Origin of the sequence: Paenibacillus sp. FSL K6-2859, assembly GCF_038008265.1 — a bacterium.
GTDB lineage: Bacteria > Bacillota > Bacilli > Paenibacillales > Paenibacillaceae > Paenibacillus_AQ > Paenibacillus_AQ nitricinens.
In genome coordinates this window covers 3,904,764-3,925,999 of record NZ_JBBOYU010000001.1, presented here as the reverse complement: position 1 = coordinate 3,925,999, position 21,236 = coordinate 3,904,764, and the positions used below count along the sequence as shown (strand labels likewise).

At 45.1% G+C, this 21,236-nt stretch carries 18 protein-coding genes; 14 read left to right on the top strand and 4 right to left on the bottom strand.

Annotation, left to right across the window (positions count from 1 at the left end; all coding sequences use genetic code 11):
• Positions 1-442: 442 nt before the first annotated feature.
• Positions 443-1,534 (top strand): ribosome small subunit-dependent GTPase A, encoded by a 1,092-nt coding sequence (rsgA, locus tag MHB64_RS17550; RefSeq protein ID WP_094868899.1) that lies wholly within the window; start codon positions 443-445, stop codon positions 1,532-1,534.
• 116 nt (positions 1,535-1,650) lie between these two features.
• Here rsgA and MHB64_RS17545 read toward each other — a convergent pair whose 3' ends face one another.
• A complete protein-coding gene (locus tag MHB64_RS17545) occupies positions 1,651-2,277 on the bottom strand; it encodes an FMN-dependent NADH-azoreductase (RefSeq protein WP_042128394.1) in 627 nt (208 codons plus the stop codon).
• Positions 2,278-2,772: 495 nt separating this feature from the next.
• Positions 2,773-3,012, bottom strand: a complete 240-nt coding sequence (locus MHB64_RS17540) for a hypothetical protein (RefSeq protein ID WP_042128392.1) — start codon at positions 3,010-3,012, stop codon at positions 2,773-2,775.
• A 142-nt stretch (positions 3,013-3,154) separates the two neighbouring features.
• Here MHB64_RS17540 and MHB64_RS17535 point away from each other — a divergent pair, with 142 nt between their 5' ends.
• Positions 3,155-3,823, top strand: coding sequence for a hypothetical protein (locus tag MHB64_RS17535; protein WP_094868900.1), 669 nt, complete (start codon positions 3,155-3,157; stop codon positions 3,821-3,823).
• On the opposite strand, the gene MHB64_RS17530 is transcribed toward MHB64_RS17535, so the two are convergent.
• Positions 3,810-5,510, bottom strand: a complete 1,701-nt coding sequence (locus tag MHB64_RS17530) for an alpha-amylase family glycosyl hydrolase (RefSeq protein WP_256989702.1) — start codon at positions 5,508-5,510, stop codon at positions 3,810-3,812. The genes MHB64_RS17535 and MHB64_RS17530 overlap by 14 nt on opposite strands.
• Before the next feature lie 273 nt (positions 5,511-5,783).
• Here MHB64_RS17530 and MHB64_RS17525 point away from each other — a divergent pair, with 273 nt between their 5' ends.
• From MHB64_RS17525 to MHB64_RS17495, 7 genes are all read left to right on the top strand, one after another.
• On the top strand, positions 5,784-6,806 hold the full coding sequence (locus MHB64_RS17525) for an ABC transporter substrate-binding protein (RefSeq protein WP_094868901.1): 1,023 nt from the start codon (positions 5,784-5,786) through the stop codon (positions 6,804-6,806).
• A gap of 53 nt (positions 6,807-6,859) precedes the next feature.
• Positions 6,860-7,636 (top strand): ABC transporter ATP-binding protein, encoded by a 777-nt coding sequence (locus MHB64_RS17520; protein WP_094868902.1) that lies wholly within the window; start codon positions 6,860-6,862, stop codon positions 7,634-7,636.
• The gene (locus MHB64_RS17515) at positions 7,636-8,472 is read left to right on the top strand and encodes an ABC transporter permease (RefSeq protein WP_094868903.1); all 837 of its coding nucleotides are present in this window, start codon (positions 7,636-7,638) and stop codon (positions 8,470-8,472) included. The genes MHB64_RS17520 and MHB64_RS17515 overlap by 1 nt, the downstream gene beginning before the upstream one ends.
• A 95-nt stretch (positions 8,473-8,567) precedes the next feature.
• Complete coding sequence (locus tag MHB64_RS17510; RefSeq protein ID WP_094868904.1) at positions 8,568-9,554, top strand: aromatic acid exporter family protein; 987 nt, start codon at positions 8,568-8,570, stop codon at positions 9,552-9,554.
• Positions 9,555-9,719: 165 nt separating this feature from the next.
• Positions 9,720-10,742, top strand: a complete 1,023-nt coding sequence (locus MHB64_RS17505) for an HD-GYP domain-containing protein (protein WP_094868905.1) — start codon at positions 9,720-9,722, stop codon at positions 10,740-10,742.
• A gap of 225 nt (positions 10,743-10,967) precedes the next feature.
• A complete protein-coding gene (locus MHB64_RS17500; protein ID WP_036687755.1) occupies positions 10,968-11,525 on the top strand; it encodes an outer spore coat protein CotE in 558 nt (185 codons plus the stop codon).
• A gap of 566 nt (positions 11,526-12,091) precedes the next feature.
• Entirely contained in the window at positions 12,092-13,084 is a 993-nt protein-coding gene (locus tag MHB64_RS17495; RefSeq protein WP_179283561.1) for a putative amidoligase domain-containing protein, read from the top strand.
• Positions 13,085-13,197: 113 nt separating this feature from the next.
• Here MHB64_RS17495 and MHB64_RS17490 read toward each other — a convergent pair whose 3' ends face one another.
• A complete protein-coding gene (locus tag MHB64_RS17490) occupies positions 13,198-13,995 on the bottom strand; it encodes a GNAT family N-acetyltransferase (protein WP_341135020.1) in 798 nt (265 codons plus the stop codon).
• A 373-nt stretch (positions 13,996-14,368) separates the two neighbouring features.
• Here MHB64_RS17490 and mutS point away from each other — a divergent pair, with 373 nt between their 5' ends.
• The 5 genes from mutS to hfq are packed head-to-tail and all read left to right on the top strand — an operon-like array spanning position 14,369 to position 21,191.
• Entirely contained in the window at positions 14,369-17,122 is a 2,754-nt protein-coding gene (mutS, locus tag MHB64_RS17485; RefSeq protein WP_341135019.1) for a DNA mismatch repair protein MutS, read from the top strand.
• Positions 17,123-17,154: 32 nt separating this feature from the next.
• Complete coding sequence (gene mutL / locus MHB64_RS17480) at positions 17,155-19,140, top strand: DNA mismatch repair endonuclease MutL (protein WP_341135018.1); 1,986 nt, start codon at positions 17,155-17,157, stop codon at positions 19,138-19,140.
• 42 nt (positions 19,141-19,182) lie between these two features.
• Positions 19,183-19,962 carry a class I SAM-dependent methyltransferase gene (locus MHB64_RS17475; protein WP_094868910.1) on the top strand — a complete coding sequence of 260 codons (780 nt, stop codon included), beginning with the start codon at positions 19,183-19,185 and terminating at the stop codon, positions 19,960-19,962.
• Positions 19,952-20,932, top strand: coding sequence for a tRNA (adenosine(37)-N6)-dimethylallyltransferase MiaA (miaA, locus tag MHB64_RS17470; RefSeq protein ID WP_076283510.1), 981 nt, complete (start codon positions 19,952-19,954; stop codon positions 20,930-20,932). The genes MHB64_RS17475 and miaA overlap by 11 nt, the downstream gene beginning before the upstream one ends.
• Before the next feature lie 19 nt (positions 20,933-20,951).
• Positions 20,952-21,191 carry an RNA chaperone Hfq gene (gene hfq, locus MHB64_RS17465; protein WP_042128368.1) on the top strand — a complete coding sequence of 80 codons (240 nt, stop codon included), beginning with the start codon at positions 20,952-20,954 and terminating at the stop codon, positions 21,189-21,191.
• The last annotated feature ends 45 nt before the right edge of the window (positions 21,192-21,236 follow it).

Genomic DNA, 21,236 nt, shown 5'->3' with positions numbered 1-21,236 from the left:
ATCTTATTTCGGAAGGAGACGATGTTTTATGACAGTTTTAAATGTAATGAACTCAACTGTTGTGGATACGTGTCTTCCGGGAACAGCGGCTGCCGAATAAGTTATTCGTGCAGTTTAGCAGGTAAGCTCTATTACGCTTATTAGAGCCGCGGGAACCGTATTGGGTCCGGCGGCTTTTTTGCGTATATAGAATCGATAGGAATTGTAGTTAATTGTCTATTTCTCTATATATCGCACGGGAAAATGAACTTATCCTTGTCTTTAGGATGAGACATTTTTCTGATTATGTGTGCACTTTTTGTCCTTTTCGTCCTAGAAGAGTTCATGAAGTGTGACCGCCGCCGGAGTCTTAAATCCTGGCGGCTTTTTATGTTCTCGGAGAATGCTGGAAGTACTTAGTAAATAAAAATAAAAACTTAAACAGATCTTTAGGAGGATTCGAATGACTAACATACAGCAATATGGTTGGAATGAAAATTGGAGTTCAAAATGGGGTGAAAAGTGGAAGGAGACGGAGGATAAACGCCTTGTTCCCGGAAGAATTGTAGGCGATTTTGGTAGTAAGTATAGGGTAATGACTGATTTGGGAGAGACATGGGGTGAGCTATCAGGCAAGCTGAGACATACGTTTGTCGCTTCAGGTGATTTTCCAGCGATCGGCGACTGGGTGGCTCTTTCCATGCAGGATGGCGGCGAGCATGCGATTTTACATGGGATATTGCCTCGGCATAGTGTCATCTCACGCAAGGTAGCTGGTAACACACAAGAGGAGCAGATTGTTGCCTCGAATGTAGAAACTTTATTTCTGGTCAGTGCTTTGAATGATGACTTTAATGTTCGGCGGATGGAGAGATACTTAATCATGGCTTGGAACAGCGGAGCCAATCCAGTCATTCTACTGACCAAAGCGGATCTTTGCCTAGATGCAGAGAGTAAAATTGCCGAAATGGAAAGCGCCGCTCCAGGTGTGCCAGTTCATGCGGTTAGTGCATTGCAAGATAATGGCCGTGAGAAACTGCTGCCTTACATTGGGAATGGACAGACAGTAGCTTTAACGGGTTCATCTGGCTGCGGCAAATCAACGATGGTCAACTGGTTATGTGGAAAGAACCTTCAGCTTACACAGGATGTAAGAGAAGGCGATAGCCGTGGACGCCATACTACTACCCACCGTGAACTGTTTATTATGCCGGACGGAGGAATCATAGTGGACACACCAGGGATGCGTGAGCTGCAGCTATGGGAAGATGAAGGTGGATTAGATCTGGCGTTTAGTGATATTAGCAGCTTAGGTGCTGGATGTCGGTTTAGTAACTGTAGACATGAACGTGAGGAGGGCTGTGCGGTACTTGAAGCGGTTCAAAACGGTGAGTTGGAAGAGAAGAGACTGCTGAACTACCGGAAGACACAGCGGGAGCTGATGTACCAAAGCACGAAAGAGGTGAAGCTCAAGAGAAAAACCGCAGCTTCTTCTAAAGTTCATTCGACAAGGACTAGAGGGTACGGCTGGCGTAAAGAACTTGATGAGTATTAGAAGAACTTTATAGACAGCGACGGGGCCAAGGGTAGTATTTAAATAGGCTAGATAATCAAAAAAAAGGGTGACCACTCAGGGTCACCCTTTTTATTAAATTCTTTTATAGGCTTGTATTAGAACGATGCAGCAGTTTCCTTTGCCAATTGTAATCCGTTCTCAATGATTTCAGCGGATTGTGCAGGAAGTTGGTTATGACCTTCGATGATGACTTGAGTAATATCTTTAATACCCCAGAGGTTAAGGTTACCAACGATGAAGTTAACAGCCATTTCAGCACTTGCTGCAGGACCTTCGGAATAAATACCACCTCTAGCGTTCAGAACGATTGCTTTTTTACCTGTCAAAAGACCAACTGGACCTTCAGCAGTGTAAGAGAAGGTTTTGCCAGCTTGGCAAAGGTAATCGACATAAGTATGCAATACAGCTGGTACAGTCATGTTCCACAGTGGGAAACCGAATACTACTTTATCAGCAGCGATAAACTGTTCCAAATATTTATTAACTACAGCAGCACCTGCTGCTTCTTCAGCTGTTAGTTCGTAGCCTTGAGCAGCTTTGTACATACCAGTGATCAGGGTATTGTCGTAGTAAGGAAGTTGCTCTGCAAACAGATCAAGTTCAGTGATTTCATCTTCTGGATTGTTGAGTTTGTAGTTCTCCAAGAATTCATTGTAAAGCTTAACGCTTACGGATTGTTCTGCTGGACGGTTGTTTGCTTTGATAAATAAAACTTTAGACATTATGATTGCTCCCTTGAATGTGTGTATTTAATATTAACTATAAATAATATAGCATGTATTCTTTTGTTTGTAAATTATTTTTTTGTAATTGTTTTTTTGGGGAAATGAGTATTTTATAAAGGAAACAGAGTTTGAAAAATACAAATCCCGGTTAATAAACTTACAAGGTAACAGGAAAATATTCCCTATATCCATAAGGATCTGAATGAATTAAAAGGAGCGATGGACATGTCCATTGATCGGTTTATCATTAAGAAATTGGATAGCTGTCACGAAGAGCATACACGCCAAAATTTAGTGAGACTCTTTAAACTTCGGATACAGAAAGCTGAAAAAGCAGAGAATAAGAACTATAAAATTAGCTGAAATTGCTCCAAACTCATGTAATCATTCATTACTAAAGCAGCAAACTTAAAAACAGCAAGTCTCTTTCTGAGACTTGCTGTTTTGTCTGCCAAAGGATAAAAGAAACTTCACAAAAAAACTACCCCTCTATTAATAGAGGGATAGCGCCAATGAATCATTCTCACTATAACTGTGCAATATAGCCTCAGAGCCTTTAATTTCGATACTAATTAATGAATTCAGGCATTTCTGGATGGCATTCTTGCCCTTTTGAATTTTGAGCTCCAACGTACTGTTAAGTAATCTAAGTACTTTTTGAGTGGGCTGTTTATTTTCTGTTGTGAAATACACAGGTACAAGTTTGTTCTGAAATGTGATGAGCATTCTCATTTTGAAGACACCTCGCTAAAAGTATTTCATGTTAATGATAATACCCTTTGTTTCTTAATTTTACCTTAAAATTAGCTTATGATAACATAAAGATTGTTAGATTAATATACATATATATGAAATACAGGAAGGATACAATGATGTGAATGACAATGGATTGGCCGATTTAACGCATTTTTTATTTCCAGATGAAGCAAAGGGGCAAGCAGTTCTGGATCAGTTACATACAGGTTTAACCGCAGAACGGATCTGTAGATTGAAATATAAAGAGAAGGAGGAAATGAAGGATCTGTGTCTGCAAATACATAAAGACAGGATACTAGTAATCTGCAATAGTAACCCGGAAACCCTTCCCTATGAATTAAAGGATGAAAGTGAAATGGAGAGCTTTTGTCTTCAGCTGTTCGAATGTGAGAACATGAAAGAGCTTTACAATCATGGGATTCCGGCATTACTAATGTCAAAAATAAAGTTTGAGGAGCTGAAAAAAAGCTCATGTTCATCCACGCTGCAAATGCTCTCAGATTGTTTAGCAGCTGAGACAGGGGATGATGTACATTCCATCCAGCTGGCACGGGTGATGAAGTGCTTCATGTCGGAGGGAGAATTACGACTTTGCACATCCAGTGACAGTGGATGGAGGTTCCAGAAAGCACGCTTCTTGGGCGATCATTCCAGTGGCTGGTTGTTACGAATGAGCAGTGATCCATCCAAAGACTGGCTTATAGCCCTCCCGATTTCAAAAGCTCAATTATGTGGGTCAGTAACAAAGTGGGTGTTACATTCTTCCTCATTTCTCACTCCACAATAGCGGTTGAATAAGGAGGGAGGGTAAGTTGATCTGAATTCAAGATCGATTTGACAGCAATCGTCTTTAAGATCTTGGAGTAAGAGAAACCCTCGACATTGGGTTGCAGTACAACGGTTTGTTCTTCTCCAGTAAGGTTATGAACGACGAGCACCTGATCCTGTGTTGTTAGTCGTTCGTAAGCCATAACCCCGGGATTGCCAGAAGCATAGTCACGGATTCCGCCATCCCGGAGCGCAGGAATCTCATTTCTTAGTGCAATAAGCTCACGATATCTTTCTAGCATTGAACCACTGTCATTCAGCTGGCTCTCAACATCAACGTTTATCGCACCCGCATTATTACGTCCGGCCTCCCATGTAGTCTGCCCCTCTCCTTGATCGGCTGCACTCCATCTCATAGGCTCTCGAAGTCCTTCATCTGGCTTCACACCGAGCATTCCAATTTCTTCACCATAATAGATAAAAGGATTCCCAGGCAAAGTTAACAGTAGGGCTGCTGCCATTTTTGCATGATTCGGGTTATTGTCTAATTGACTCATAACTCTGTTTTGATCATGATTTGTCAAGAAAGTAGCATCGGTAAATTGGTTAACGGATATTTTGGAATACAATTTATAGGTTCGTTCCAGCGTAAAGGCCGTCCCGCTATCTTTTTCAGTTTTTACAGAGTTCACTAGTGTTTCTGCTAAGCCAAAGTTAAAGCTTGAGTCAAATGCTTGATCTAAATAAGCTCCGACAGTGACAGCAGAATTCTCCCAGACCTCGCCAACAATGTATGCCTCTGGGTTTACTTCATTCATAGCCTTGCGGAACTCCTGCCACCAGGATACATTTTTAGCAGTAGTAGCCTCAGTTTTGTCACTCAAGAGATCTTCGTAGATATGCTTCGCAGCATCTAGTCGGAAGCCATCCACTCCTTGCTCCAGCCAAAACTTTCCGATGTCCTTCATTTCAGTACGAACTTCTGCATTATCGAAATTCAGATCAGGCATGCCTTCCCAAAATCCGCCCAGATAATGACTGCCAAGGATAGAATGCCATGCATTGCCACCGCCAGCAGCGCTGGCTCCATTTGCGGGACGACCTTGATCCTCGGCCCAGACGTACCAATCACGATATTTGCTGTCACTGTTTTTAGCCGAGTCTACGAACCATGGGTGTTCTTTGGAGGTATGATTCACAACCAAGTCCATAATTATTTTAATTCCTCGTTTATGCGCCTCTGTAATAAGCTCCTGCATATCCTCAATCGTCCCATATTCAGGATTAATCGCACGATAATCAGTTACATCATATCCATGATAGCTTGGTGATGGGTTGATGGGCATGAGCCAAATCCCGCCAATCCCCAAATCAGTCGTGGTTTCAGGATTCCCATCATTTAAGTAATCCAGCTTCTGGGTGATCCCTTTGAGATCTCCAATGCCATCGCCGTCTGAATCATAGAAGGAACGAACAAATAATTCATAATAAACGGTGGAAGGTTGTTCGTCCGTCTTATTTATAACTTTTCCAGCTTGGGGTGCAGCGGTGCTCTGAATGGAGCCTGCTCTAGGGGAGGGCGTGGCAACAGGTGTTTTGTTGATTGAATTACCAGTGCAACCAGACAGCAGTAATGTGGTTAGGCTGATGCACACCAGAGAGCATATTGTAATTTTTTTGGTTTTGAACGTAGCATCTTTATACAAATGTAAAAACTCCTTCTATTGCAAATTTTCTAATACAAGAAATGGAAAGCGCTTTATTTCCTATAGTACTCGAATGCATCCCCTTAGGTAAAACGTTTGCACAGATACAAAAACAGCAAATGAATCGATATTTATCCATTATTTCAATAAAAGTCGCTAGTATCATGGTTATTCTCGGATTTCCCTATGTTATTGAAGGTTTTAACCTTTTAGTAGGCATCTGCATATGCTTTAAGCAAGGGCGAAGGACCCGGTAAGAAAGGAGAATGAAGAATGAAGATTAGGAAAAAGCTGTCATTGTCGCTCATGATCATTACTTTATGCTTTTCAGTGCTTGCCGGTTGCGGCGGAAAGTCAGAGTTGGTAAAGGTGAAGATTGGTGAGGTCACCCGTTCTGTCTTTTATGCACCCGAATATGTTGCCTTATCACAAAATTTCTTTAAAGATGAAGGGCTTGACGTAGAGCTACAGACGATCCCTGGTGGAGATAAAACCATGACTGCACTCCTCTCAGGTGCCATCGATGTTGCATTGGTAGGTTCAGAAACCTCCATTTATGTGTATCAACAGGGTTCAGATGATCCGGTCATTAATTTTGCACAGCTGACTCAGAGGGATGGAACGTTCCTGTTTGCCCGCAAGGCAGACGGAGCGTTTAACTGGGATAAAGTGAAGGGTTCTACCTTCCTGGGGCAAAGAAAAGGCGGAATGCCACAAATGGCAGGTGCGTTTACTTTATCTAAAAAAGGAATAGATCCAACAAAAGATATAACCTTGATCCAAAATATTGACTTTGCCAATATTGCCGGTGCTTATGCTTCAGGTACAGGCGATTATGTGCAGCTGTTTGAACCGCAGGCTTCAATCTTTGAACGTGAGGGCCGAGGGTCAGTAGTGGCTTCGTTTGGTGTGGAGAGCGGCTATTTACCGTACACCGTGTTTATGTCTAAGAACAGCTATATTAGTAAAAATGGAGACACGGTGCAGAAGTTCACAAATGCGATCCAGCGTGCACAGCTTTGGGTGAAGGAACATAGCCCTGAAGAAATTGCGGATGCGATAATGACTTATTTTGATAAGACAGACAAAGATATCGTGATTTCTGCAGTCAAACGTTATAAGGAACAGGATACCTATGCGGTTAATCCGATTATTGATCAAGAAGAATGGAACAATCTGCTCGATGTCATTGATAATGCTGGTGAGCTTAAAGAACGCGTTCCCGCTGACAAAATAGTGAATAATAGCTTTGCTGAGAAAGCAGAGAAGAGCATAAAGAGCAGCACTTCAAAATAAGAGAGAACCGAAGATCCTAAATAAGATGTGTAAAATTGAAGGAGGGGCTGACAATGCTTCCAGTAGTGCAATTAAAGGGAGTAACGCATGCCTATCTTGGCGACCGAGAAGCTTCACTGGCCGTTGAGGACCTAAACCTTAATGTCGAGCAAGGAGAGTTCGTTAGCTTAGTGGGACCAAGTGGTTGCGGCAAGACGACTCTTCTATCAATTATTGCAGGACTGCTGCAGCCCTCTCAAGGCGATGTATTCGTAAATGGCCAGCCCATTACGGGTCCCTCACCAGAGGTTGGGTATATGCTGCAGCAGGATTATCTTTTTCCTTGGCGGAGTATTCTGGACAATGCCGTGCTAGGTCTGGAGCTGACTGGAAGCTTGAACGAGGAGAGCAGAAAGCGGACTTTGGAGCTTCTTCAAGAGATGGGTTTAGAGGGAAAAGAGAACGCCTATCCTTCTCAGTTATCAGGTGGGATGCGCCAGAGAGTCGCTCTGGTACGTACCTTGGCTACGAATCCTGGACTGCTTCTATTAGACGAGCCGTTCTCGGCGCTTGATTACCAGATCAAATTACAGCTGGAGGATTTGGTCTCTGAGACCTTACGCAGCAGGGGAACGACTGCAATCTTAGTCACGCATGATCTATCAGAGGCTATTGCAGTAAGTAGCAGTGTTATTCTTCTACAACGAAATCCAGGGAAGATCCGTAAAGTATTTTCAGTGCCAGAGCAAATTCGGTCAGCACCTCCGCTGTTTGCGCGAGATCTGCCAGGCTTTTCGGAGCTTTTTCATGAAATATGGAAAGAGATGGAGATTGCAGGGAGGGAAAGCTAATGAGGCATACGGAGCAATCGGGATTATTAGCTTCCCGTGAACAGTGGCTGCAGCAAATGCACGGAAATTATAAAAAAAAGAAGCACCGCTGGCGTAATCAGGTGATGGTCGTAAGAAGCAGCCTGTTGCTTCTGTTTTTTGTTCTCTGGGAAGCAGGGGCAAGGATGGGATGGATTGATGAGCTATTATTCAGCTATCCCACCAAAATCTTCCGACAGATTTGGGGAGATATGGTTAGTGGAAGCCTGTGGCCGCATCTGGGGATGACGGTAGGTGAGACTGCGGTAGGCTTTGTACTGGGAACGCTGCTAGGGACACTGCTCGCTGTAATTATTTGGTGGTCTCCTTTTTTATCCGCAGTGCTTGATCCGTATATGGTCGTATTTAACAGTATGCCGAAGGTGGCGCTGGGGCCGATTTTTATCGTCATGTTCGGAGCCGGATTCACTGCTATCGTTGTTACTACTTTATCTATAACGGTAATTATTACGACGCTTGTTGTATACAACAGTTTTTGTAGCGTGGACCCGAATCTGGTCAAGGTGGTTCGCTCTTTCGGAGCTTCCAGAGTTCAGGTGTTCTTTAAAGTGATTCTCCCAGCTTCATTCCCAACGGTGGTATCCACCCTAAAGGTGAATGTAGGGATGTCATGGGTAGGGGTTATTGTAGGGGAGTTTCTGGTCGCTAAATCGGGTCTCGGATATCTGATTATTTATGGTTTTCAGGTGTTTAATTTTACGCTCGTAATGTCTAGTCTTTTGATTATTGCGGCCGTGGCTACGGCAATGTATCAATTAGTGGTATATCTTGAGAAGCGATTGTTATCCCGGCGATGAACCTTATGTAATATTGTGTCTGTACACAAAATCTTGTAACATGTCTATATCTTTACCTATTTATTGGGTTAGTGCTTGTAAGGAGAGATAAGGCTATGGGATTTCGTGTGATTAAAACAGCAGCAGCTACGTTATTATCCGTACTAGTTGCATCTGCAGTAGGTATACCTAATGCGCAGAGTGCAGGCTTGCTGGCAATTTTGGGTGTAGAAGTTACTTTGAAAAGGAGTTTCCGAACGATAACGGCTCGTTTTTTAGCCTCGCTCGTGGGACTCTTTTTTGGCTGCATCCTATTCTGGCTTCTAGGGTTCCATTACTGGGTGCTCGGGCTGTATGTACTCGTAGGCTTCCCGATGATTGTGAAATCTGGCTACAAAGAAGGGATTGTCACCAGCTCGGTTATCGTGTTTCGCGTGTTTGGACAAGCTGAACTATCGCTTCATGTCCTGCTGCAGCAAATAGAGCTTCTGGCTATTGGGCTCGGTTCAGCAGGGCTGGTAAACTTGATTTACATGCCTCAGACTAGTGGAGTCATTTATGGAATTCGTAAAGAAGTGGATCGCTATTTTTCGGTTATTTTTACCCAGATGGCCCGAACGCTTCGAGATCCTGCGTATATTTGGGACGGCAAAGAATTAATTGACGCAGATAATGCAGTACAGCGGGGACTAACGGCCGCTACCCGTGAAATGGAGAATCATGTTATTCATCCTGATGAAGCATGGAATGTTTATTTCTACATGCGGAAGGAGCAACTGGAATCAATTCAAAGTATGGTGCAGCTGCTCTCTCAAGTGTATCGCCATTTACCACATGGGGAGATGGTTGCTGAGTTATTTGACCAGCTTAGCGGGGATGTGCTTGCGGAAGAATATACTGGACGAACTGAGCATTTACTGGACGAGTTGACACGAGAATTCGAAGAAATGGATCTGCCAGAGACACGTGAGGAATTTGAAGTGCGCTCAGCTATCCTTCAATTATGCAGGGAACTGGCACTTTATTTAAAGATCGCTAAGCGACATAAAATCCCGGTCAGTTACAAGCCGGAGAAACGTCTGAAGATTCGAAATAAGGCTTAAATTGAGGCTTTAATAAACTGAAGTATTAACTATCTCTGTCAAAATCACGATAAGATATGTATGAGCTAAAAGTTGATCACAGGATATGATTAACGATTTTATGGTGAGTTCAAATAATAGCAGGAAGTTCGGTAGGCGAATTTTCCGCATTGGCAGGTGAGGCGTATGGATAAAGTTATGGAATCATTTATAGGAAAACAGCTTATAGCTAATCTTTTTAATGACAAAGGAGTATTTGTTTTACCCGCATTGACTTTATTAAGTGCTGAGCATATACGATTAATCCATCAACATAAGATCACGCTAGAGTCTCATGACGTCGTACAGCTGGATAGCGCGGAATTTTTCCAACTTGCAATCGATGATTGCACAGCTGCGATAGAGAATATTTTTGAACAGCTTCGTCAGAACAAAAACAAACGGATTCCTATGCTTGAAGTTCGAAATGAAGTCATTCCGTTTATCCAGCAGGTAAGCGAAAAGAATGACTTTTACGGCGTATTGGCTGCCTTGCAGTCCAAGGATGATTATACATACAGACATAATGTAGCGGTTGGTATTTTATCTACATTGCTAGGTAAATGGCTAAAATTAAAGCCTGAGGATTTAAGTATGCTAACGATCGCAGCGACCCTTCACGATATCGGAAAAATGAGGATTCCGGATGAATTATTAACCAGGCCGGGCCCGTTGACCGCTGAAGAGTATCAGCTAATGAAAAAGCATACGACCTATGGTTACGAAATGATCCGGGACACTATTGGAACCAATCATTTGCAAGCGCTCGTCGCCCTGCAGCATCATGAAAGAATGGACGGCAGTGGTTATCCCTTCGGCGTACTTGGGAATCGGATCACTGATTTCAGTAAAATTGTTGCAGTAGCAGATGTGTTCCATGCGATGACATCCGACCGGTTCTATCGTAAAGCTTCACCTCTTTATGAAGTGTTGTTGCAGATGGAGGAAAGCGTATTTGGCAAGCTTGACCCTTATATTTGTAGAGTCTTTATTAATAAGTTAATGCAGTCAATGATAGGGAATGAAGTGGAATTGACAGATGGACGGACAGGAAAAATCATTATGATTCTTGCTACTGATCCACTGCGTCCCCTCGTGAATATTGATGACGATTTTATTGACCTGAGCAAACATAGATCTATTGGTATTGTGCGCGTAATCCCGCAATAACGGGCTTTATAAAGGTTTTTTAACGTTCAGAACGGATATGTATTAGGCTGGACCATTTTTATAATCTACTCATATCTGTACAAATTTTGAAATAAAATGAACTATAAGTCTCCTGATAAGACGCTCTGGAGGGCTTACTCAAATTTATTTATAGACTAACAATCAACAAATGCCTAGAACCTGCATACACTTGATAGTGAATGATTGTATGGAGGAGGTTTAAAGATGTCATTAAGCCATAAACGTCAAACAAGGGAGATCATTACGAAGGCAATTTGCGGCAAAGGTCGTAAGTTCTCTACAGCAACCCATACCGTGACTCCGCCACATCACCCGACTAGTATTCTGGGGGCTTGGATTATCAACCACCAGTACGAAGCGGTTGCCGCCGGGAACGGAATCGAAGTAATTGGTACTTACGATGTAAACATCTGGTACTCGTACGACAAGAACAAGCAGACCGAGGTAGCTAAGGAAACGGTCTCCTATGTGGAGCTCATTCCGCTTTCGTACCTGGACACGAGACACCGCACTTCTACCGTTGAGGTCTCTGCGGAGGCAACGCAGGAACCCAACTGTGTAGAAGCGGGCGTATCGCCAGGCGGAGGCAGTGTGACGCTTCGCGTAGAGCGCGAATTCGAGGTGGAGTTGGTGGCTGAGACCAAAGTCCGTGTGTATGTCACTGAGCAAAGCGATGATCCGGAAGACAAGGATTATGATTTTGAAGGTGATAGCTTCGATTACGATGATCTAGACCCTGACAATCTGGATGATGAGCTGTAAGGAAGGATACGCCGCCGCTAACTGAGTACTGATGGGTTATGGTCCATTATATGTAGGGAGGGCGGCGGCGTAGAGGGCGAATGCCCTCCTTTTTTTTATTTATTTTTAGAATTAAAAATGGAATCAGAGCGGATTATGAACAACTTGATTCGTATGAATGGGCAAGAAGTGCTAATGCAGGGCTTTCAATCTTAGGCTGCGATGGATGGAGGGTCAGAAGGATGAATGAGGGCTTTAAGGTGTATTCGGGATTATCAACAGCACAGAGAGTGTCCAGATTATTACGGAGTGGGATTGAAGCGGCTCTTACTTCGTCTAGTAAGCAGGAACTATTGCAAATGAAGGGCTCAGAAGTATCTCTGCGGAGAAAACAGATCACTGGTGAAAGAAATCGCTTAGAAGTTACATATGATTCTCTGTCTTCCCATAAGGCCCATAAACAGTGTTATAACATACTCGTGTATAATTTGAGTGTTCTGCAGATCACTCCACTAGGAGCAGGTCCGGGTATGCGCGCAGCCTCCGATGTGCTAGCCGGGGCTGTACCAGGAGAGTGGCGAGGAGTAATGAAATTACTTCAGCGTATTGCGGTCCGGACTTTGTACAGCTTGGGGCTGGATAGCGGTGAGGTCGTGCTGAGGGCAATGGGGAACCGGAGGTATGTCGTGGAGGGAGTCACTCCACTACTACAAGGTTCCGGCAAATCATTGCCAGAGCCTTACCGTTCCGCAGCATTAGCGCTGGAACGTAGCCTTGCTCTGGAGCAGCCAGGCCGCAGCGGCATGCTCATGGGCATGGACCCGGAGTTTATCATCCTCCGGGAGTCCACAGGCCGCGTCGTGCCTGCGTCGCGGTACCTGCCCACGGACGGCGTCGCAGGGTGCGACGCCGGACCTCCGGGAACACGCGGCGCGTTCCCGGTCGCCGAGCTGCGCCCCCAGCCGCGCGGGGAACCGCGCGCGCTGCTGGCGCAGCTGATGTCCGCCGCGGCTACGGCGGACCGGCTTATCGCCGACCGCTCGCTGCGCTGGCGGGCGGGAGGCATGCCGCTGACGGGCTGGGCCCTCGGCGGCCATTTGCACTTCAGCGGCGTGACGCTGACGGCGCCGCTCTTGCGCGCGCTCGACAACTATCTCGCGCTGCCGATGCTTTTGCTTGAGGATGTCCGCGCGGGAGCGCGTCGTCCTCGTTACGGCGTGCTCGGCGATTTCCGGATTCAGCCGCATGGCGGCTTTGAGTACCGGACCTTGCCGAGCTTCCTGGTATCCCCGGTCATCGCTAAAGGCGCGGTCTATCTGGCTCACCTAATCGTGAGCCATTATGAAGACCTGACGCTGCGCCCGCTCGACCGGGAAGAACTGCATATCGCCTACTACGGCGGCGATAAATCCCCGCTGCGCGACGCAGTACCCCCTCTGCTGGCGCAGCTACGCTCTCTAGGCGGCTACGAGAAGGCCGCCCAATACATAGAGCCTTTATTTCAGTATATCGCCGCTGAACGAACTTGGGATGAATCTCGCGATATCCGTGAGCTGTGGTGCAGCAAAGTTAAAGCTTGAGCTTATATTTCAAAATATTAGAAAGTATAAGTTTTTCACATCTCCCTTATATCTAATATTTCTCGCATAACGTTTACCGTCCTAATAAGAACGCCGAGGGCGTTTATGCATGCCTACATGTACACGATGCTCCAAGAACCGATATCTTGGAATCCAAGTCGTTTGTATATGACCCCGGCATGAGGGTTGTCATAAAAGAGGCATAAATTTTTCCCTTCAGAGAGTAAGTCTGTGCATAGCTGTGCAACTACGCTTGTAGCTAATCCTTGCTCTCTGAATGCTTGATGAGTGGCAACCCCTACGATCATAGCTGACATGGAATTTTCCGCTGATGTTGAGGCCGTTGTAATCACTTGATCTTCACGTTTCATGTAATATGTGCGGCCAGTGCCAGTAGACAATGTTTTACGTAGGCTTGTCCTCGATCCAGCCCGACTGCTTTCAAACTCTTCGATTGTATCTGTAAGCGAACAAATCGCTTCCACATCCTGAATGGTTGCTCTATTAATGTCTTCAGCGGAAGAAGAGTACCGTTTAATTTTGGAGTTCATTTCCTTTAATTCAGCAAAGTACAATTGCTTTTCTTGTTTAAAGTTAATTACTCCGTCAAAGGCTTTTACCACTTCGGTTACACCGGAAATCATATGGATATCGTTATCTTGTCGCATGATTGTTGCGAATCCTTCCACATCAAACGGCCCATCTGCGTAAGGAAGATAGCTTCTATAGAAACGTAATAGAACGGCTTTTATAAGGCCATCAGATGGATCTATCTCTCCCCACAATGCCATGAAATCCTGTTCAAACCCGAAATTCTCTACATCTCCAAGGATGAACAAATTAAGAGCAGGCTCTTTTTGTAGCAACGCCATTAGAAGTTCCCGGTCATCCTCCGTAAGTCTTCGTATCATTTGATATTCTCCTTTGATTTTCTTATGATTTAACGCTCTGTGTTAAGATTCTACAATATTAAAATGCAGAAGAATACACCTCTGTCTAATGAATAATGGATACTTGAAAGATAAACAAAAGGTACTACCCTTTGAGCTTCAGTAATAGTGTCGGATTTTGTTTTTTTTGTCTGAGGATCGAGAAGAATGAACTTCTATGCGGTTGCAGGGTGACTTTGTACAAATTTAAGATAGTATAAGTTTCACCCTATACATAATCCTTATATTTCTCGCACAAACGCTTAACGTCCTTAAAGGGACGCCGAAGGCGTTTTTGCTTGGCCTACTTTCTGTTATAATGGAGGACAGCAATAAATAGGCTTGGAGGTTGACCATGGCACAATATACGCCGATGATTGAGCAATATTTAAAAGTGAAGGAAGGGGCAAAGGATGCCTTCCTATTTTTTAGACTGGGCGATTTCTATGAAATGTTCTTTGAAGATGCCATTTTGGCTTCCAAGGAGCTTGAAATTACGTTGACAGGTCGCGAAGGCGGGGGCGCAGAGAAGATCCCGATGTGTGGAGTACCTTATCACGCCGCCGAGGGTTATATTCAACGCCTGATTGAAAAAGGATATAAAGTCGCTATTTGTGAACAGTTAGAGGATGCTTCTGTCACAAAGGGAATGGTGAAGCGGGATATCGTACGTGTCGTGACACCTGGAACGGTTATGGATGGAAAAATCATTGCCGACAAAAGCAACAATTATCTTGTTTGTGTAACCGAAAGTGATGGGATGATGGCATTAGCTGCATGTGATTTAACTACAGGTGAATTGTATGTTACTTCAGTTTTATCTGGTGCAGAGTGGCTGCGCGATGAGATTGGCATTTATGAACCGGCTGAGATCATCGGGGACCCGACGTTATTGGAGCTTTTACGTAGTGAAACGCCTCTGTTGGCGAAACCTGTTGTGTACACACCTTGGGAGAAACGTGAGGAGGAGCTGGCACGTAGACAATTCGGTGAAGCCGCATGGGTTCGTCTGGAGAAAGAACGTGGACAATGTCTAGCGCTGCTAATCTCCTATCTAAACGAGACGCAACGGCGTTCAATGGGACAACTTAGTCAAATTTCTCCTTATGAACCAGGTAATTATATGATTCTTGATCCCTTCACACGCCGGAATCTGGAGCTGACAGAGACGGTCCGAGAACGTTCTAAAAAAGGATCTCTTCTGTGGCTGCTAGACCGTACCGAAACATCCATGGGTGCGCGATTGTTACGTCGCAGAATAGATAAACCGCTGTTGCAGCGCGCTCCGATCGAACGTCGCCTAGAAGCAGTTGATTATTTGTACAATCAGTTTATTGTTCGAGAGGACCTGCGTTTAGCGTTGAAGGAAATTTATGACTTAGAGCGGCTGGTAGGTCGTATTGCCTTTGGTAGCGCGAATGGTCGTGACATGAATGCCTTAAAGCTATCGCTGGCACAAATCCCTGCTTTGAAGGAATTATGTATGACTTCGGGATCTGCAACCTTACGCGAGATCGGTGCTAGCATGGATGAATGTGCCGAGATACGGGAGGATATAGATCGAGCAATTGTTGAAGATGCGCCGGTGTCCGTGCGAGACGGAGGGATTATCCGTTCTGGTTATCATGCCAGGTTGGACGAACTGCGGGAAGCTAGCAGTAATGGTAAACGTTGGATCGCCGAACTGGAAGCGAAAGAACGGCAAGCCACAGGTATCAAATCACTGAAGATCGGCTATAACAAAATCTTCGGTTATTTCATAGAGATCACCAAATCCAATCTGGCTTCGTTGCCGGAAGGGCGTTATGAACGTAAACAGACGCTTGCAAATGCAGAGCGATTTGTTACACCTGAGCTTAAAGAGAAAGAGGCACTGATTCTTGAAGCGCAAGATAAAATGACAGATTTGGAGTACAGCCTGTTTACTGAACTGCGTGATCGAATCAGCGGCCAAATTCCGCGACTGCAGAATCTTGCGGAAAAGGTAGCTGAGATTGATGTGTATCAATGTCTGGCAGCCGTCAGTGCCGAGCATCGCTTCGTAAAACCTGTCCTATCGGATGGGTACGGTCTCCGGCTTGAAGGTGGTCGTCATCCTGTCGTGGAGGCTGTGTTAAAGGATTCGGCATTTATAGCAAACGGAAGCACGCTAAGTAAGGAAGAAGGAAATATTCTTTTGATCACCGGTCCTAATATGGCTGGGAAAAGTACTTATATGCGGCAGGTTGCACTTATTTGTATTATGGCTCAAATTGGCTGTTTTGTTCCGGCCGCCAGTGCGGAAGTTCCGCTTATTGATCGAATCTTTACACGTATTGGGGCAGCTGATGATTTGATCGGAGGTCAGAGTACGTTTATGGTAGAAATGGCCGACATTCAGGTCATGACAGAAAAAGCAACAGCCAGGAGTTTGATTATTATTGATGAGCTTGGAAGAGGAACCTCGACCAGTGAGGGCATGGCGATCGCACAAGCGGTAATTGAGTATGTGCATGATACCATTTCTTGTAAAGCTTTAGTTTCGACGCACTTTCATGAATTGGCCCACTTGGAAGAAAGTCTTAAGGGGCTTAAGAATTACTCTATGGCCGTACAGGAGAGCGGGGATAAAGTAAACTTCCTGCGTAAGCTTGTTCCGGGAGCGGCAGACAGTAGCTATGGGATTTATTGTGCACGCCTAGCAGGGCTTCCTGAAGGGATCATTGATCGTGCTTACGGTCTGCTTCAGAGTATCGAGCAGTCGGCTCATCCAGGTGGTTCCTCTATTCATTATGGGGGTGGACTAGAAAGTCAGGCCGCTGCAAAAGAGATCGCAACTACATCTATCCAACAACCCGAAAATGTCATCGCAGAAACTTCGGGCATTCCTGCGGACTCCTATTCATCAATAGCAGATGAAGTAGTTCAACTGTCTATCTTTGGCGAGGAAGAACCGCGTAAGAATCGGAAAGGTAGTGCGAATCAGTCGGCTGTAGTAACTGAAGTACAAGAGGATCCTGCGATAAAAGAATTCATCACTTCTGTGCGTAACGCAGACCTTATGAATATGACTCCGCTTCAAGCTATGAGTCTGCTGAACGACCTGAAGATGAAAGCAAAGGATCTTTAATTATTGATTGCCTAAATAAGAGGTGAATGAAATTGGCCAAAATTCATATATTGGACGAGCATATTGCCAACCAGATTGCTGCAGGTGAAGTTGTAGAGCGACCAGCTTCTGTTGTGAAGGAGCTAGTTGAGAATGCTATTGACGCAGGAAGCACAAGGATTGAGGTTTCGGTGGAGGAGGGCGGTTTACAGAGCATCCGAGTAAAAGATAACGGCTCGGGGATCGAGCCTGAGGATTGTGAGACCGCCTTTTATCGTCATGCCACAAGTAAAATCGCTAATGGGCGTGATCTATTCCAGATCACTAGCTTAGGGTTCCGTGGTGAGGCACTCCCCAGTATTGCTGCGGTATCCAAAGTCTCTCTTCTAACGGCTACTGCCGATGACGGCAAAGGACGCCTGATTGATATTGAGGGTGGTAATTTAATTCGGAATGAGGATTCCCCTTCGGGCCGCGGGAGCGATCTAGCGGTGCGTGAATTATTTTTTAACACACCGGCACGGCTGAAATATATGAAGAGTATCCAGACAGAGCTTGGTCATATATCGGATGCCATGTATCGAATGGCGCTTGCCCATCCGGGAATCTCTTTTACCTTGCATCATAATGGCAATCAGCTGCTGCACACGCTTGGTAATGGTGATCTGCTGCAAGTGATCGCAGCGGTGTACGGAACCTCCGCAGCCAAGGCTATGCTGCCGATTACGGCAGAGGACTTGGATTATCGTATTTCTGGTTATATAAGTCGTCCGGAATGGACACGCTCAAATCGAAACGCTGTCACTACCATTGTGGGAGGACGATATATTCGCAGCAATGGTCTGAACGCAGCGATCATGCGTGCTTATCATACTTTGCTTCCGATTAACCGCTATCCACTGCTGGTGCTCGAACTGGACATGCATCCTTCACTTGTGGATGTCAATGTTCATCCAGCTAAGCTGGAGGTTCGGTTTAGTAAGGAGAACGAGCTATACACGTTTGTTGAACAAGAAATTCGTAAAGTGTTGTTAGGGCAAAGTTTGATCCCGCGTCCAGGTAAAGAAAGCATTGGGCCAAAGGGCAGCAGTTCATTTATACAGGAGCAGTTTGCTTTTTCTAAAGGGTCAGTTCCGGCACCCCCACCGTCTGAGGTAGGCAAGGATTCAGTTCCTCAGGGATCTGGTAGTTCCTTTAGTAGACAACAACCATCAAATGTTGAGCAGAGCGCCAGTGAGTTCAGAAAAGAGGGGCAGATTGATACTCCGATGACCCGTGAAACGGCTCCATCCTATGGGTCAGGATACCAGTCTTCCTCTTCGCAAGGACGTCAAAATAATGTAAGCAACAATTATACTAATAGCTATCGCCCGCAAGAGAATTTAAGCTCGCCCAAGCCGATTCTTTCTGCGCAAGCGATATGGGCACCGCCAGCCGAGGAAGAAGCTGGGCTTCCTGCCTTCCCGGAACTAAATTATATCGGACAGCATCATGGGACTTATATTATCGCTCAGAATGACGGCGGGCTGTATCTCATTGATCAACATGCGGCTCACGAACGCATAAATTACGAGTTTTTTTACGAGAAGTTCGGTCGTCCTGAAGACGCTTCTCAGGATCTGCTTTTGCCAATTACGCTTGAGTTCACGCCTTCGGAAAGTCGTCAGCTTAGTGAACGTCTACATTGGTTTCAGCAGGCTGGAGTGTACCTAGAACATTTTGGAGGTCAGACTTTTCTGATTCGATCTTTGCCGTATTGGTTTCCTGAAGGCGAGGAGAAAGCGATCGTAGAAGAAATGGCGGAGTGGGTCTTGAGTGAACGATTGATTGACCTAGCAAAGCTACGAGAGAAATCGTCTATTCTATGCTCGTGTAAAGCCTCCATCAAAGCCAACCAGAAACTAACAGAACAGGAAGTCGAGGCGTTGTTGTCTCGTCTGGCAGTATGCAGACAGCCGTATACTTGTCCACATGGGCGTCCGATTGTGATTTCTTTTTCATCCTATGATTTAGAGAAATTGTTCAAACGGGTGATGTAATTGTACGATTAGAAATTTGTTGTAAGTATGACTGGAGGCAACATGATTATAACTACGGGTTATAGCCCGATAATGGAAATTGTAGAGCGAGCTCAGCATCTCGCAGAGAGAACGGGCTGTAAATACGCTCCACGCGAGAAATTCTCCATACCCAAGATGGTGGAACATTACGGAGATGAGGATATACTAATTATTTCTCAAGAAGCCGTTCGTTTACACCGTTTAGGGATGGAGCCAATGGAGTTTCACCCAAGCATGGGTTTCGTTCGTGCGAAACGGATTCTGAAGGGTGATATAGAACCGATGCTTGTCGCTGCTCGAATGCTTCCCGGAGATAGCGTACTAGATTGTACAGCGGGTCTAGGCGCTGATTCCTTGCTGTTTGCTGTGCATGGGGGGGAGTCCTCGGTGATAACCGCTCTGGAGAGCTCATTGCCGCTGTACGCACTGCTCTATGAAGGGATGCGGCACTATACCTCTGGACAAGTAAGGGTAAATGAGGCCTTGCGTAGAATTAATGTCGTGCATAGTGAACATTTAGACTACTTACGTGCGCAACCGGATCGAAGTATAGATATTGTGTACTTCGATCCGATGTTCCGCGTGCCACTGACTGGTTCAGCTTCGATTTCCCCGTTGCGGCAGTTTGCTAATCGTGCAGCGTTATCACCAGAGAGTGTAGCTGAGGCAGTGAGAGTTGCTCGTAAAACTGTTCTTTTGAAAGAAAAGGCTCTGAGCGGCGAATTCGAGAGGCTGGGCTTTACAGAGCTGCTCCGGAGCAACTCCAAAACATCGTACGGGGTGATACACATTGACAACTAAAGAGAGACATAAGGTTCTAGTCTTACTAGGACCAACAGCTGTAGGTAAAACCAGGTTAAGTTTGGAGCTTGCGGCTGCATATAACGCAGAGATTATTTCTGGCGATTCGATGCAGGTTTATCGTGGTATGGATATTGGTACAGCTAAGATTACTCCAGCTGAGATGATGGGAATTCCTCACCACCTAATCGACATTCATGATCCACAGGACCCATATTCTGCTGCTGAATTTCAGGAACAAGGGAGCAGACTTATCGAGGAGATAAGCAGTCGTGGGAAACTTCCATTTATTGTTGGTGGAACGGGTCTCTATATTGAGTCCTTGTGTTACGGTTTTCAATTCTCTGAAGCTGTGGCTGACGAAGCTTTCCGGAAAGAACAGGATCAATTTGCAGAAGAACATGGAGCGCTTGCACTGCATGCCAGACTTGAAGCCGTTGATCCGGTCAGTGCAGCGAAATTGCATCCGAATGACCGTCGGAGAATTATACGGGCACTGGAAATTCATCACCAGACAAATACCACACTTTCCGCTTCTCATGCAGCTCAAAAGAAGGAGTCGCCCTATGACTTATGCCTTATCGGTTTGACAATGGACCGGAAAATACTATATAAACGTATTGAGGACCGAATTGATAGCATGCTTGCGGATGGTCTTGTTGCTGAGGTGAAGGGACTGCTGGAAAACGGCTACAGCAGAAGCCTTGTGTCCATGCAGGGATTGGGCTACAAGGAAATTGCCGCTTACCTCGCAGGGGAACTGACGCTTGAGGAGGCTGTGATACTGCTTAAACGCGATACTCGCCGATTCGCCAAAAGACAGTTGTCATGGTTTCGCCACATGAAGGAAATCGAGTGGATCGATGTCGAAGGTGAGCAAAACTTTTCTGAGAATTTCTCGAAAATACGTGCTATAATAGCAGGAAAGTTTCTCTCAGGTCTTGAATATACTTCTGAACAATATAATTGAACCATTGGGGGTACGTCATATGAACAAGTCCATTAACATCCAAGATACATTCTTGAACCAACTACGCAAAGAAAATATCCCTGCTACAGTATATTTGACCAACGGCTTTCAAATCCGGGGAATTATTAAAGCATTCGACAATTTTACAATCGTTATTGACAGTGATGGACGCCAGCAAATGGTGTATAAGCACGCGATTTCCACCTTTACACCACAGCGCAGTGTGTCGCTTATGCAGGACAATAGTAACGAAGAATAACATTAACAAAATTGAAGTGAAACCTTTCTTGTTAATAAATCGTTT

What these genes read in the sequence shown, in the direction of transcription:
- hfq (WP_042128368.1), top strand. Translation starts at nt 20,952, where the DNA reads ATGAACAAGTCCATTAACATCCAAGATACATTCTTGAACCAACTACGC.
- MHB64_RS17545 (WP_042128394.1), bottom strand. Translation starts at nt 2,277, where the DNA reads ATGTCTAAAGTTTTATTTATCAAAGCAAACAACCGTCCAGCAGAACAA.
- MHB64_RS17540 (WP_042128392.1), bottom strand. Translation starts at nt 3,012, where the DNA reads ATGAGAATGCTCATCACATTTCAGAACAAACTTGTACCTGTGTATTTC.
- MHB64_RS17490 (WP_341135020.1), bottom strand. Translation starts at nt 13,995, where the DNA reads ATGATACGAAGACTTACGGAGGATGACCGGGAACTTCTAATGGCGTTG.
- MHB64_RS17515 (WP_094868903.1), top strand. Translation starts at nt 7,636, where the DNA reads ATGAGGCATACGGAGCAATCGGGATTATTAGCTTCCCGTGAACAGTGG.
- MHB64_RS17505 (WP_094868905.1), top strand. Translation starts at nt 9,720, where the DNA reads ATGGATAAAGTTATGGAATCATTTATAGGAAAACAGCTTATAGCTAAT.
- mutS (WP_341135019.1), top strand. Translation starts at nt 14,369, where the DNA reads ATGGCACAATATACGCCGATGATTGAGCAATATTTAAAAGTGAAGGAA.
- MHB64_RS17475 (WP_094868910.1), top strand. Translation starts at nt 19,183, where the DNA reads ATGATTATAACTACGGGTTATAGCCCGATAATGGAAATTGTAGAGCGA.
- MHB64_RS17525 (WP_094868901.1), top strand. Translation starts at nt 5,784, where the DNA reads ATGAAGATTAGGAAAAAGCTGTCATTGTCGCTCATGATCATTACTTTA.
- MHB64_RS17510 (WP_094868904.1), top strand. Translation starts at nt 8,568, where the DNA reads ATGGGATTTCGTGTGATTAAAACAGCAGCAGCTACGTTATTATCCGTA.
- MHB64_RS17500 (WP_036687755.1), top strand. Translation starts at nt 10,968, where the DNA reads ATGTCATTAAGCCATAAACGTCAAACAAGGGAGATCATTACGAAGGCA.
- MHB64_RS17495 (WP_179283561.1), top strand. Translation starts at nt 12,092, where the DNA reads ATGAAATTACTTCAGCGTATTGCGGTCCGGACTTTGTACAGCTTGGGG.
- MHB64_RS17520 (WP_094868902.1), top strand. Translation starts at nt 6,860, where the DNA reads ATGCTTCCAGTAGTGCAATTAAAGGGAGTAACGCATGCCTATCTTGGC.
- rsgA (WP_094868899.1), top strand. Translation starts at nt 443, where the DNA reads ATGACTAACATACAGCAATATGGTTGGAATGAAAATTGGAGTTCAAAA.